The sequence below is a fragment of the Pseudomonas sp. LS1212 genome (assembly GCF_024741815.1).
Classification (GTDB): Bacteria; Pseudomonadota; Gammaproteobacteria; order Pseudomonadales; family Pseudomonadaceae; genus Aquipseudomonas.
The window spans coordinates 514,003-527,079 of record NZ_CP102951.1 but is presented as its reverse complement, the minus strand read 5'-3'; the positions used below and the strand labels follow the sequence as shown (position 1 = coordinate 527,079).

At 61.9% G+C, this 13,077-nt stretch carries 13 protein-coding genes; 7 read left to right on the top strand and 6 right to left on the bottom strand.

What is annotated here, in order from left to right:
* Nucleotides 1–3 precede the first annotated feature (3 nt).
* Nucleotides 4–474, bottom strand: coding sequence for a tRNA (adenosine(37)-N6)-threonylcarbamoyltransferase complex ATPase subunit type 1 TsaE (gene tsaE, locus NVV94_RS02410; RefSeq protein ID WP_258445669.1), 471 nt, complete (start codon nt 472–474; stop codon nt 4–6).
* Nucleotides 462–1,961 (bottom strand): NAD(P)H-hydrate dehydratase, encoded by a 1,500-nt coding sequence (locus tag NVV94_RS02405; protein ID WP_258445668.1) that lies wholly within the window; start codon nt 1,959–1,961, stop codon nt 462–464. Before NVV94_RS02405 ends, tsaE begins: the two co-directional genes overlap by 13 nt.
* A gap of 66 nt (nt 1,962–2,027) precedes the next feature.
* Between NVV94_RS02405 and queG the strand changes: the two genes are divergently transcribed.
* Nucleotides 2,028–3,104 carry a tRNA epoxyqueuosine(34) reductase QueG gene (queG, locus tag NVV94_RS02400; protein WP_258445667.1) on the top strand — a complete coding sequence of 359 codons (1,077 nt, stop codon included), beginning with the start codon at nt 2,028–2,030 and terminating at the stop codon, nt 3,102–3,104.
* Between the two features lie 155 nt (nt 3,105–3,259).
* Here the strand turns inward: queG and NVV94_RS02395 are convergent, their stop codons facing one another.
* Together NVV94_RS02395 and orn are read right to left on the bottom strand one after the other, a co-directional pair.
* A complete protein-coding gene (locus NVV94_RS02395) occupies nt 3,260–3,871 on the bottom strand; it encodes a trimeric intracellular cation channel family protein (RefSeq protein WP_258445666.1) in 612 nt (203 codons plus the stop codon).
* A gap of 66 nt (nt 3,872–3,937) precedes the next feature.
* A complete protein-coding gene (orn, locus tag NVV94_RS02390) occupies nt 3,938–4,480 on the bottom strand; it encodes an oligoribonuclease (protein ID WP_258445665.1) in 543 nt (180 codons plus the stop codon).
* 101 nt (nt 4,481–4,581) lie between these two features.
* On the opposite strand from orn, the gene rsgA reads away from it, so the two are divergent.
* Nucleotides 4,582–5,613 carry a small ribosomal subunit biogenesis GTPase RsgA gene (rsgA, locus tag NVV94_RS02385; RefSeq protein WP_258445664.1) on the top strand — a complete coding sequence of 344 codons (1,032 nt, stop codon included), beginning with the start codon at nt 4,582–4,584 and terminating at the stop codon, nt 5,611–5,613.
* A 212-nt stretch (nt 5,614–5,825) separates the two neighbouring features.
* Nucleotides 5,826–6,788, top strand: coding sequence for a caspase family protein (locus NVV94_RS02380; protein WP_258445663.1), 963 nt, complete (start codon nt 5,826–5,828; stop codon nt 6,786–6,788).
* A 33-nt stretch (nt 6,789–6,821) separates the two neighbouring features.
* Here the strand turns inward: NVV94_RS02380 and motB are convergent, their stop codons facing one another.
* Nucleotides 6,822–7,826, bottom strand: a complete 1,005-nt coding sequence (motB, locus tag NVV94_RS02375; protein ID WP_258445662.1) for a flagellar motor protein MotB — start codon at nt 7,824–7,826, stop codon at nt 6,822–6,824.
* Nucleotides 7,827–7,829: 3 nt separating this feature from the next.
* Complete coding sequence (gene motA / locus NVV94_RS02370) at nt 7,830–8,681, bottom strand: flagellar motor stator protein MotA (protein WP_258445661.1); 852 nt, start codon at nt 8,679–8,681, stop codon at nt 7,830–7,832.
* Nucleotides 8,682–8,818: 137 nt separating this feature from the next.
* Here motA and NVV94_RS02365 point away from each other — a divergent pair, with 137 nt between their 5' ends.
* The 4 genes from NVV94_RS02365 to NVV94_RS02350 are packed head-to-tail and all read left to right on the top strand — an operon-like array spanning nt 8,819 to nt 13,071.
* Nucleotides 8,819–10,351 carry an HDOD domain-containing protein gene (locus tag NVV94_RS02365; protein WP_258447605.1) on the top strand — a complete coding sequence of 511 codons (1,533 nt, stop codon included), beginning with the start codon at nt 8,819–8,821 and terminating at the stop codon, nt 10,349–10,351.
* A 46-nt stretch (nt 10,352–10,397) separates the two neighbouring features.
* Entirely contained in the window at nt 10,398–11,213 is an 816-nt protein-coding gene (locus NVV94_RS02360) for a rhodanese-like domain-containing protein (RefSeq protein ID WP_258445660.1), read from the top strand.
* A gap of 9 nt (nt 11,214–11,222) precedes the next feature.
* Complete coding sequence (asd, locus tag NVV94_RS02355; protein WP_258445659.1) at nt 11,223–12,086, top strand: archaetidylserine decarboxylase; 864 nt, start codon at nt 11,223–11,225, stop codon at nt 12,084–12,086.
* A gap of 1 nt (nt 12,087) precedes the next feature.
* Nucleotides 12,088–13,071 carry an HPP family protein gene (locus NVV94_RS02350; protein WP_258445658.1) on the top strand — a complete coding sequence of 328 codons (984 nt, stop codon included), beginning with the start codon at nt 12,088–12,090 and terminating at the stop codon, nt 13,069–13,071.
* Nucleotides 13,072–13,077 lie beyond the last annotated feature (6 nt).

Genomic DNA, 13,077 nt, shown 5'->3' with positions numbered 1-13,077 from the left:
AATTTATTTGAATTCCAACGCCAGAGCGGCACACCAGGATTCGCCACGCGGGCCTTGCGGGGCCAAGCTCAACGAACGACCACCTGCATGGGGGCTTATGGTAATGGTCAGGTCGGGCTTTGGCAAAAAGCCCGCACCACGTTGGGGCCACTCAACCAGGCACAATGCATCGCCTTCGAAGTAATCGCGCACACCCAGATATTCCAGTTCCTCGGGGTCGACAAGACGATACAGATCAAAGTGATAGGCCCGAAAGCTATCAATCTCGTAAGGTTCGACCAGGGTAAAGGTCGGACTCTTGACCGCCCCGACATGCCCCAACCCCCGGATCAGACCGCGTGACAGCGTGGTCTTGCCTGCCCCCAGGTCCCCTTCGAGAAAGATCACCCCTACTCCCTGAGTGATCTGGGCCAGTCGCCCACCGAAGCTGATCATGGCCGCTTCATCGGCCAGGTACAGGGTTACTTCAGACACGGTGTTTGCTCCTCAAGCAACTGACGAATGGCTGGAATCAAATCGCTGGCCGCCAGCCCACGGCCTCTTTGCCCTTCAACTTGCCCGGCACTGGCATGCAACCACACACCCAGGCACGCGGCCTCCAATAGCGGCAACCCCTGGGCCAGCAATGCCGCGATCAAACCTGCCAGCACATCGCCAAGCCCCGCGGCGGCCATGGCCGGGTGGCCGCGATCGCACAGGACCAGGCTGCCGGTGGGGTCGGCGACCAAGCTGCCGGCCCCCTTCAAAACACAGACCGCAGCATATTTTTGCGCAAGTGCGTGCGCGGCAGCGGCCCGATCGGCCTGCACCTGTTGGGTGGTGATCCCAAGGAGCCTTGCGGCCTCGCCCGGGTGCGGCGTGATCACACTGCCGGCCGGCAGCACTGCGGCGCCACTGGCCAGAAGATTCAGCGCATCGGCATCCCAGACCTGTGGCCGCCCGGCATTGGCCGCCACCGAGAGCAGGCTGCGGCCCCAGGCCGCCTGACCCAGGCCGGGCCCGACGACCAGCACCGAGGCCTGCTCGACCAGGTCCATCAATTGGTTGGCCGAATGAATACCCACCGTCATGACCTCCGGCATGCGCGCCAAAGCCGCAGCGACGTGCTCGCTGCGCGTGGCCAGCGATACCATGCCGGCACCACTGCGCAAGGCGCTTTCGGCGCTCAACAGTGCCGCGCCGCCCATCCCGCGCTCACCACCGATGACCAGCACCCGGCCGAACTGCCCCTTGTGCGAAGCCGGTGCACGCGCGGCAAGGCGCGGCAAGGCAGTGGCGCTCAAGCGCCGGGCAACGCCTGCGACCTGCGCGACGATCGCAGGGTCAGCCTGCAGGTCATCGAAAACCAGCTCCCCGACCCGGTCCGGCGCCTGGCCGGTGAACAAGCCGATCTTCAGGCCGATAAAGCTGACTGTCAGCTGGGCCCGCACCGCACCCCCCAATACCTGCCCGGTATCGGCGCAAAGCCCCGAGGGAATATCGACGGCCACGACCGGCAGACCGCTGGCGTTGATCGCTTCGATCGCTTCGGTATAGGGCGTACGGACCGCCCCGACCAGCCCGGTTCCGAGCAAGGCATCGACAATGATGCCCTCCAGGACTGTCCCGGCAGCCCAGGGCCAGATCGAGACGCCGCAACCCTGCGCCTCGGCGCAGGCCAGGGCGGCGTCACCGGTGAGCGTAGCGGGATCGGCCACGGTCAGCACTTCCACCTGCCAGCCGGCACGCTCGGCAAGTGCCGCCACTAAATAGCCATCACCTGCATTGTTGCCGCGACCGGTCAGCACCGTCAGCACCTGGCCTTGCGGCCAGCGACGGCGCAAGGCGCGCCAGGTGGCATGGGCCGCACGCTGCATCAGCTCGAAACCTGGCGTACCGGCGGCGATCAGCCGCGCATCGAGGTCGCGGACCTGCGCGGCGCTATACAGTACGTCGGGTAATTCAGTGGATGTCGGTAGCATGCTGGGGCTATCCATGGCGATGTCTGGCAGAATTATACGCACCTCAGCCCCGGTTTCCTTCTTCGCATGTCTGCTTCTATCGTCGATCTCCCCGCCCTGGCCCAGTCGATCAAAGACTGGGGCCGCGAACTGGGCTTCCAGCAAGTCGGCATTGCCGGCCTGGAGCTGGGCGAGCACGAAAAACACCTGCAACGCTGGCTCGAAGCCGGTTACCACGGCGAAATGGAATACATGGGTGCCCACGGCAGCAAGCGCTCCCATCCCGAGGAGCTGGTGCCCGGCACTTTGCGCGTGGTGTCGCTGCGCATGGACTACCTGCCGGGCGACACGCACATGGCGCAACGCCTGGCCCAACCTGAAAAAGCCTATGTTTCGCGCTACGCCCTGGGCCGCGATTATCACAAGCTGATCCGCAAGCGCGTGCAACAGCTGGCCGAGCGTATCCAGCAAGTGATCGGCCCCTTTGGCTATCGCGCCTTTGTCGACAGCGCGCCCGTACTGGAAAAGGCGATTGCCGAACAGGCGGGCCTGGGCTGGATCGGCAAGAACACCCTGGTGCTCAATCGCAAGGCAGGGAGTTATTTTTTCCTTGCCGAGCTGTTCGTCGACCTGCCGCTGCCGGTCGACCCGCCGCATGGCACCGAGCATTGCGGACGCTGCAGCGCCTGCCTGGACATCTGCCCCACGGCGGCTTTCGTCGGCCCTTATGTGCTGGATGCGCGTCGCTGCATTTCCTACCTGACCATCGAGCTGAAAACCGCCATTCCCGAAGAGCTGCGCCCGCTGATCGGCAACCGGGTGTTCGGTTGCGATGATTGCCAGATCGTTTGCCCGTGGAACCGCTTCGCCCGACCTTCCGGCGAAACCGACTTCAAGCCGCGGCACAATCTGGACAATGCCGAGCTGGCCGAGCTGTTCATGTGGGATGAGGAAAAGTTTCTCAGCAGTACCGAAGGTTCGCCCTTGCGCCGCGCCGGCTATGAGCGCTGGCTGCGGAACCTGGCGGTGGGGCTTGGGAATGCGCCGTCGACCATTCCGGTGCTCGAGGCCTTGCGTGCGCGTCGCGACCACCCTTCGGAGCTGGTCCGCGAGCATGTCCAATGGGCACTGAAGCAGCACGCGGAACGTAGCCGAATCCTGTAGCCGCTGCCGCCAGGCTGCGCTGGAGTCCCGCAGGGGCTCCCCCGGCGATCTCAAGATCTTGCGCCCGCTGCGCGCGCGAGCGCAGCCTACGGCAGCGGCTACGCCGACCGAGGTGAGCCGAACCTATGTAGCCGATAGGCGGGCAACCTGGATCCTCAATGCTCGTCGTTATAAACGAACTTGGGCATTTCCCAGTGAAAACGGATGGCCAGCAGTCGCAGCAGGAAGCCGCCAAACAACGTGAGCAGAATTGCCTGCTCGCCAGGCACTTCAAGATGCAGGCAAAGCAGATAACACCAGGCTGCCGCGAATGACACGCTGGCATACAGCTCACGACGGAAGACCAGCGGAATATCGTTGCAGAGAATGTCGCGAAGAATCCCGCCAAACACCCCGGTGATCATGCCGCTGATGGACGCCACCAGCATGTCGTGCCCCAGTTCCAGGGCCATCATGCAGCCGATCAGGGTGAATGCCACCAGGCCAACGGCATCGAGCACCAGGAACAGCGAGCGCAGGTGCTGCATCAGCGGTGCGATAAAAATCGTCACCAGCGCCGCGATACTGGTCAGCACCAGGTATTCCGGGTGCTTGACCCACGTCAGCGGGTAATGCCCGAGTAACACGTCACGCACCGAACCGCCGCCCAATGCGGTGACGCATGCAATCAACACCACGCCAAACCAGTCCATGCCACGGCGACCGGCCGACAGGGCACCGGTCATCGCTTCGGCGGTGATTGCAATCAGGTAGAGCATCAACAACATGGCAGCGGTCCGTGCAAAAGGGCGCGCAGTCTACCCAGTTGGCTCAAGCACCAAAAGAGGGCGCAGTCAGAACTTGATGAAGTGCTCGCGATAGTGGCGAAGCTCGGCAATGGACTCACGGATATCGTCCAGCGCCAGGTGGGTACTGCCCTTCTTGAAACTGTCCTGAACATTCGGTGCCCAGCGTGCAGCCAGCTCCTTGAGCGTCGAGACATCGAGGTTGCGGTAGTGGAAGTAGTTTTCCAGCTCGCGCATGTGCCGATAAAGGAAGCGGCGATCCTGGCAGATGCTGTTGCCACAGATCGGCGACTTGCCCTTGGGCACCCATTGCTCCAGGAAGGCAATCGTCTGGGCCTCGGCCTCGGCCATGCTGATGCGGCTTTCACGAACGCGCTGGGTCAGGCCGGAACCGCCGTGCTGACGGGTGTTCCACTCGTCCATGCCGGCCAGGATCTCGTCACTCTGGTGAATGGCGATGACCGGGCCTTCGGCGAGGGTATTGAGGTCGCTGTCGGTGACGATGGTCGCCATTTCGATGATGACGTCATGGTCAGGATCCAGACCTGTCATTTCCAGATCGATCCAAATCAGGTTGTTTGGGTTTTGCATGGTTCTGCTCCTCGACGTAGCTGCGCAGTTTAGCCTAGTGGGCCGTGCTAAACTCGTTGCCGTTTTATCCATACCCCCTGCTTTATCGACACGGAACATTCATGGCCAAACGCCAGCTCAACCGTCGCCAGAACTGGCGCATCGAAAAAATCCAGGGCGAGCGTGCTGCCCGCGCTGCCAAACGCGAATCCCATGCCCTGGAAGTGCTCGAAGGCGGCGACCTCGGGCCTGAACAAACAGGCCTGGTGATCGCGCACTTCGGTGTGCAAGTGGAGGTCGAGGCGCAACAAGGCGAACAAGCCGGCCAGGTGTTCCGTTGCCACCTGCGCGCCAACCTGCCCGCATTGGTCACCGGCGACCGGGTGGTCTGGCGCGCCGGCAACCAGGGCATCGGTGTGATCGTCGCGCAACTGCCGCGCGACACCGAACTGTGCCGGCCCGACAACCGTGGCCAGCTCAAGCCGGTCGCCGCCAACGTCGACCTGATCGTCATCGTCTTCGCCCCCATGCCCGAGCCACATGCAAATCTGATCGACCGCTACCTGGTTGCCGCCGAGCATGCCGGCATTCACCCGCTGCTGCTGCTGAACAAGGCCGACCTGATCGACGAGCAGAATGCCCCGGCACTCAATGCACTGCTCGCCGTCTACCGGCAGCTGGGCTATCCGATACTGGAAGTCTCGGCCCATCATGGCGATGGCATGCAACAATTGCAGGCACGCCTGAACGGGCACATCAGCGTGTTCGTCGGCCAGTCCGGCGTCGGCAAATCGTCGCTGGTCAACAGCCTGCTGCCGGACGTAGAAACGCGCGTCGGGCCATTGTCCGAATGGTCCGGGCAAGGCACGCATACCACCACTACCGCTCGACTGTTCCATTTCCCTGGTGGCGGCGAGCTGATCGACTCCCCGGGTATCCGCGAATTCGGCCTTGGCCACGTCAGCCGCGCCGATGTCGAAGCCGGTTTCATCGAGTTCAACAATCTGCTCGGCAGGTGTCGCTTTCGTGACTGCAAGCACGACCGCGAACCGGGTTGCGCCCTGCTCAAGGCCCTTGAAGAGGGCCGCGTACAGCAACAGCGCATGAACAGCTATCGCTCGATCATCGCCAGCCTGCCCCAAGACAGCTACTAAGTATCAGGCGCTTTTCCCACAAGGGACGGGCGCCGATTCTTACTTACGATGCCCCTTCTGTAGGATTTTTTAACCAACGAAGGAAGGACATTTCTCCTTTTGTGGCAGTACCTTGCCGCACATCTCGATTTGAACAAAGGTCATCTCTTCATGCCGTCCCTTTCCTGTTAATGGCGGCGTCAATTCGCACTCTGTGAATGAAGGGATCAAACATGCGTAAAGCCCTTTTTGTCGGTATCAACCACTATCGCCATGTTCCGCCCCTGGCCGGCTGTCACACCGACGCCATTGCCATGGCATCGGTGTTGAGCCGGCATGCCTGCGGCAGACCGAACTTCAACAGCCGCATACTGACCTCGGTCGAAACCGACGTCTCCCATCACACCCTGGAGGGGCAGATCAAATCGTTGTTTTCCGGGGAATGCGATACCGCGCTGTTCTATTTTGCCGGCAACGGCCAATTCGATACCAGCATCGATGAGGGGATGATCCTGCCCCAGGATGCGCGCAACTTCGCCGACGGCATCCGTTTGAGCGATATTCTGACCTGGGCCTCCAAGGCCACCGCAACCAGGAACAAGGTCATTATCCTGGACTGCTGCCATGCCGATACTGCGGGCGAAAGCCGGACGTTGAAGGCCGGCACCAGCATCATTGGCGAAGGGGTCACCCTGCTGATCGCCTGCAAGAGCCCCCACCATGCCCGGGAGCGGGCCCGCCACACGCTGTTCACCAGCCTGCTGCTGCAAGCGCTGAACGGTGCCGCGGCCAACGTGCAAGGCGCGATCACACCCGGCAACCTTTATGCATTCGTCGATAACGCGCTGGGCACCCAGGAGCAGCGGCCCGTATTCAAGACCAACGTTTCGCGCTTCATTTCACTTCGAGAGGTGGCGCCGCTGGTGCCTGAAGAAACCCTGCGCAAATTGCCCGAGTGGTTTCCCGAGCCGGAAACGGTGTTCGAACTTGACCCCAGCTTCGAGCCCACGCAATTCGCTTGCTTCGTCCCCGAGCATGGCGAAATCTTCGCTCAATTGCAGCATTGCAATCGCCACAGCCTGGTCGAGCCGGTCGACGCCGAACACCTGTATGACGCCGCCATCAACCACACCGGCTGCCGACTGACGGCACTGGGCACCTACTACCGTGAACTTGCGATGAAGGGACACGGCTGATCGCCCGCCCCGATTGCTCGGAGTGGACGGCGCTTACTGCTTGCCGGGCTCATCCATCTTCAGGACGCCATCCTCGAAGATGTTCAGCTTTTGTCGTAACTCACGCGGCTGCATCGGCTCGCTCGGGTCAACCGGTGCCGCCGCTGGATCGATCGCGGCGGCATCGGGCTTGGCTGCATCGGGGGCGTTTTGTTCGCCTTCGATTTCGCGCTGGGCCTTTTTCGTCAACACGATGATATCAATGCGCCTGTTGACAGGATTCAGCGGGTTCTTGCGGTCGAACAGGGACGAGGAGGCATAGCCCACCACCCGTGCGACCTGGCTATCGGGATAGCCACCAGCAACCAGAGCGCGGCGCGCCGCGTTGGCGCGATTGGCCGACAGTTCCCAGTTTCCGAAATCGCCGGTACCGGCGAACGGCTTGGCGTCGGTGTGTCCGCTGACGCTGATCTTGTTCGGCACCGCCTTGATGGTGTCGGCCATGGCCAGCAGGATGTCTTCGAAATACGGCTGCAGACGGGCGCTGCCCAAATCGAACATAGGCCGGTTCTCGGCATCCATGATCTGAATGCGCAAGCCATCCTGGGTGATTTCGAACAGGATCTGGTCCTTGAACTTCTGCAACTGCGGATTTTCTTCGACCTTGTTCTGCAGCTCCTGCAGCAGTAACTCCAGGCGCTCGCGCTCGACCTGCTCGGCCATGCTCTGGACTTGTTCCCGGTTGATCTGGGGTGTGGTTTCCGGCTGGGGCTCAGCCTCGATCTCCGGGTTGATTGTCTTATCCGGTGCCAGCTTGGGCGAACCGCCCATGTCGATTATGAACGGCGTACCGCTCTCCGAGAAACCGATCGGGTCCTTGAAGTAACCGGCGATGGCGATTTTCTGTTCAGGGGTTGCCGTGGAAAGCAGCCACAGGACCAGGAAGAACGCCATCATTGCCGTGGCAAAGTCGGCAAAGGCGATTTTCCAGGCTCCGCCATGATGGCCGCCTTCGTAGCGCTTGACGCGCTTGATGATAATCGGCTGATTATTCTCCATGACTCAGCGACCGCGAACCGCTTGTTCCAGCTCGATGAAACTGGGGCGGTGCGCCGGGTACAGCACCTTGCGACCGAACTCCACGGCCAGCGATGGCGGCATGCCCGATGCCGAGGCCACCAGCGCCGCCTTGATGGCTTCATACACGTTCAACTCTTCCTTGGCATCATGGCGCAAGGCAGTCGACAACGGCCCGAAGAAGCCGTAGGCCGCAAGAATACCGAAGAAGGTACCGACCAGTGCCGCACCGACGTGCAAGCCAATGGATTTCTGATCGCCCTCACCGAGAGAGGCCATGGTCACCACGATCCCCAGTACAGCCGCGACAATACCGAAACCCGGCATCCCGTCAGCGATGCCGTTTACGGCGTGGGAGGGATGGTCGAGCTCTTCCTTCAAACTCACCAGCTCCATGTCGAACAGGCCTTCCAGCTCATGGGGAGCCATGTTGCCCGAGGACATGATGCGCAAGTAGTCACAAATAAACGCCGTCATGCGTTCATCTTTGAGCACCGCAGGGTATTTGGCGAAAATCGGACTTGCCGCGGCATCTTCAATATCGCCCTCGATCGCCATCATGCCTTCGCGTCGGCTCTTGTTGAGGATCTCGTAGACCAGCCCCAGCACTTCGATATAGAAGGTGTGGGAAAAGCGCGAGCTGAACATGCTCAGGGATTTCTTTATGACGTGCATGGTCATGCGGCCGGGGTTGGCCTGCAAGAACGCGCCCAGGGCCGCACCGCCGATAATCAAGACCTCGAAAGGCTGGATCAGGGCGGCAACCTTGCCGTGAGAAAGAACATATCCGCCGAGCACACTCGCGAATACGACGATGATGCCGATAATTTTAGCCATGGGTTAGAAGCACTTACAAAGTCGTGGTCAGGGTCGGGGCGCAAGTTTGTAAAACTCTTCTTCTACTTATCGGCCGTTCTGCGCCAGACTATAGCCAGTCAAGGCAAAAAATCAGTTGGGCCCCTTTCAGAGCATTTATCGAAACTATCGTGCCAACTAAAAATCCAAAAAGCCTGGATACCTGGCTCAAGCTCCTCGACGGTGTTCGATTGCCCGTGCCGCTCGCCAGCCATGGGCAGGTTCGTGCCGCGATGGCTGACAGTCGCCGCTCGCTGCGCGAGATTGCCGAACTGATGCAGGGCAGCCCGGCACTGGTGCTCAGCGTGATGCGCGAAGCGAATCAGCACACCCAAAACAGCATGGCCGAGCCTGCCGAGAGCCTGGAAATCGCGATCAATCGCCTGGGGCTCAAACGCACCGAGGCATTGCTCGAACGCCTGCCTGCCGTCGAACCCGAAGAGATTCCCGGCACCCTTGGCCAACTGCAGTTGATCAGCCAGCATGCCGCGCAGCAGGCCAATGGCCTGTTCGCCAGTCGCCTGGCCCGGCTCTGGCAGGAAGTCCACTGGGGCAGCCTGTTGTTCCTCTCCCCGCTCTGGCCACTGGCGGTTACCCACCCCCAACTGCTGGAAGAATGGGAGCTGCGAGTCATCCACAAGGGTGAGTCGGCGCGCGTGGTCGAAGAAGAGCTGTTTGGCGTCCGCCTGCTCGTACTGTGCCAGGCCCTGGCCGAAATCTGGCGATTGCCCGCCTGGATCATTCAGGGTTATCGCCTGCTGCTCGAAGACCGTCGCTTATTGGTGCAGGCACTGCACATCGCACGTGACAACGAACACCCCTTGCGCCAACAACGACACCTGGATGACAACCCGGTACTGAGCCGCTGGCTGAACCAGCCCGCCAATACCGTGCTGCTGGCCAACGGCCTCGCGCTTTCGGCGCAGCAGGCCTGGGACAGCCCGCACAACAGCCGCTGGCAGTACTTGACCAGCCTCTACCTGCAGATGCCCTTGGCCGACCTCCAACAACAGATCCACCAGCAGGCAGTGCAAAGCGCCCACGCCCATGCGGCACCCGGCCTCTGGCACCCGGCCGAAGCGCTGATCTGGCCCTGGACGGCCCGGCGTGTCCACCGCGGCCTGCTGCCGGCCCCGCCGCCATCGGCGCAGTCGCTGGAAGCGTGGCGCAAGTACTGCTCGGCGTTGCTGGTAGAACCGAGTCGCTTCACCAATGCCATGCACCTGACGACCCATGCCCGTGATGCACTGGTGGCATGTGGCATGCAGCGCGTATTGATGTTGATGGCCGACAAGACGCTGACTACCCTGCGGGTCCACCAGAGCAACGGGCTGCCCGCCGAAGCGGCCAGCCTCAATTTGCTGATCAGCCAGAGCAACGTGCTGCAGCGACTACTGGCTCAACCTGCGCAGATTCGTCTGACACCTGCCAATAACGCGAAGTTTTCGGCGCTACTACCGGCCAGCCTGCGTGGGTTGTTCAAGGGTGAGCATCTGCTCATGCGCTCGCTGGCCAGCAATGGCCGTGTCGTCATGCTCCTGGTGGCCGATCAGGGCGGTGGTCCGCTCTCGGAAATCAGCGTGCAGGCCTTCGGCAAGACAGCGCAGTGCATCGAGCGTGCACTGACCAGCTTTAGCAACCGCACTAACTGATGCTTGCGCTACAATCCGGCCCTCTCTTTTGATCTGGAGACCTTACATGCCTAAATTCTCTGGCTTGCCACTGGTGATCGAACCCGGTGACCTGCACGCTCGCCTGAAAGCTCCAGAATTGATCCTCGTCGACCTTACCAGTACTGCCCGGTATACCGCCGGCCATATCCCCGGTGCGCGCTTTGTCGACCCCAAGCGCACGCAACTGGGCCAACTGCCTGCACCGGGCCTGCTCCCTTCACAAGCCGCGCTTGAAGCGCTGTTCGGTGAACTGGGCCACAACCCTGACGCTGTCTACGTGGTCTATGACGATGAAGGCGGTGGTTGGGCCGGGCGCTTCATCTGGCTGCTCGACGTCATCGGGCATAGCCGTTACCACTATATCGATGGTGGGCTGCTTTCCTGGCAACGCGAAGGCCTGCCCTTGTCGACCGAAGTCCCGCCCGCCGTCGGCGGCCCGGTTGCGCTGACTCTGCACGACGAGCCAACCGCCACCCGCGAGTACCTTCAAAGCCGTCTGGGCGCCCTGGACCTGGCAATATGGGATGCACGCGGCCCGCTGGAATATTCCGGCAAGAAAGTCCTTGCAGCCGAGGGTGGTCATATCCCCGGCGCGGTCAATTTCGAATGGACCGCCGGCATGGATTTGAACCGCGACTTGCGCATTCGCAAGGACATAGCCCAAGTCCTCGAAAACCTGGGTATCACCAAAGACAAAGAACTGATCACCCATTGCCAGACCCACCACCGCTCTGGCTTTACCTACCTGGTGGCCAAGGCGCTCGGTTACCCGCGTGTCAAGGGCTATGCCGGATCCTGGAGCGAGTGGGGCAACCTCCCGGACACGCCTAAAGAAGTTTAAGGAAAACTGATGAAATCCCGCTTGTTCATTTTCAGCCAATACCTGCTGCCGCATAATCTGCTTTCGCGTCTTGCCGGCTGCATTGCCGAGTGCCGCGTGCGCTGGTTCAAGAACACCTTCACCGCCTGGTTTGCCAAACGCTATCAGGTGAACATGTCCGAAGCCCTGGTCGAAGACTTGACCGCCTACGAGCACTTCAACGCCTTCTTCACCCGCGCCCTGAAAGCCGACGCACGCCCGCTGGACGACACGCCCGGCACGATCCTGAGCCCGGCCGATGGTGCCGTCAGCCAGCTCGGCCCCATCGAACACGGGCGGATCTTCCAGGCCAAGGGCCACAGTTTCAGCGTACTGGAACTGCTCGGCGGCGATGCAGCCACTGCCGCGCCGTTCATGGGTGGCGACTTTGCTACCGTTTATCTGTCGCCCAAGGACTACCACCGCGTGCACATGCCGCTGGCCGGCACCCTGCGCGAAATGGTCTACGTGCCTGGCCGGCTGTTCTCGGTCAACCAGACCACCGCTGAAAACGTACCGGAACTGTTCGCCCGCAACGAACGTGTCGTCTGCGTGTTCGACACCGAGCGCGGCCCGATGGCCGTGGTACTGGTCGGCGCGATGATCGTGGCCTCGGTCGAAACCGTCTGGGCAGGGCTGGTCACGCCGCCCAAGCGCGAACTGAAAACCGTGCGTTACGACGAAGCGGCGCGCGCACCGATTCATCTGGAAAAAGGCGCCGAGCTGGGCCGATTCAAGTTGGGCTCGACAGCCGTTGTCCTGTTCGGCCCGGACCAGATCAAATGGGCGCAAGAGCTGGGCGCAGGTTCCCCGGTGCGCATGGGGCAAGGCATGGGCCTGCCTGTCGAGGCCTGATTTGGCAACGTTCTGGCGCAATTTGCTCGACCTGTTGGGCTGGCGGGCCAATGCCACCAGCCACACTGAAAAACTGCTCTCGTGCCTGGGCGCGTTCGTCGGTCTCAGCCTGATTTATGCAGTGACCCACTGGCTGTTGCCCAATGCGGCGGCCATGTGGGTCGTGGCTTCCATGGGCGCCAGCGCCGTGTTGCTGTTCGCCGCGCCCCACGGGGTGCTCTCGCAGCCTTGGGCGGTGATCGGCGGCCACGGCTTGAGTGCGATGGTCGGTGTCGGTTGCCAGTGGCTCTGGCCTGAGCAGATGTTCACGCCCGCCCTGGCGGTCGCCCTGGCGATCCTGGCCATGCATTACGCACGCTGCATCCACCCACCGGGCGGGGCAACCGCCTTGAGCGCGGTGATTGGCGGCCAGGCCGTGCATGACCTGGGTTTCAGCTTCGTGCTGGAGCCGGTCCTGCTCAATTGCGCAATCATCCTGGGCGTGGCGGTGCTGTTCAATGCACCCTTTGCCTGGCGCCGTTACCCGGCAGCGCTCGCCCATCAGCCCCAGCCGCTCAACAAGTCCGCTGCAAGCGAGCAGGCCCCTGCTGCCGTAGCCCCCGAGGACTTTTACCACGCGCTGCGTCAGGTCGACTCCTTCATCGACATTCGCTTCGACGACCTGCTGGAGATCATCCAGCTGGCTCAAGAGCACGCCAAGTCCCAGCGCATCGGCACTGACGATATTCTCCATGGCGCCTGCTACAGCAACGCCCAGAGCGGTGAGAGCTGGAGCGTGCGCCAGGTCATCGATGAAGCGCCGGCCCGGCGCAACAAGAACGATCTGGTGATTTACAAGGTGATTGCCGGTGCCGGTCGTGGCAATACCGGTGTCTGCCCTCGCGCCGACATGGCGCAATGGGCCCGCAGCGCGGTAGTCGCCGATGGCAACGGCTGGCGGCGGGTCAACCCGATAGAGTCTGCAGCCGCCGCAACCTTTACCTGAAAAGGG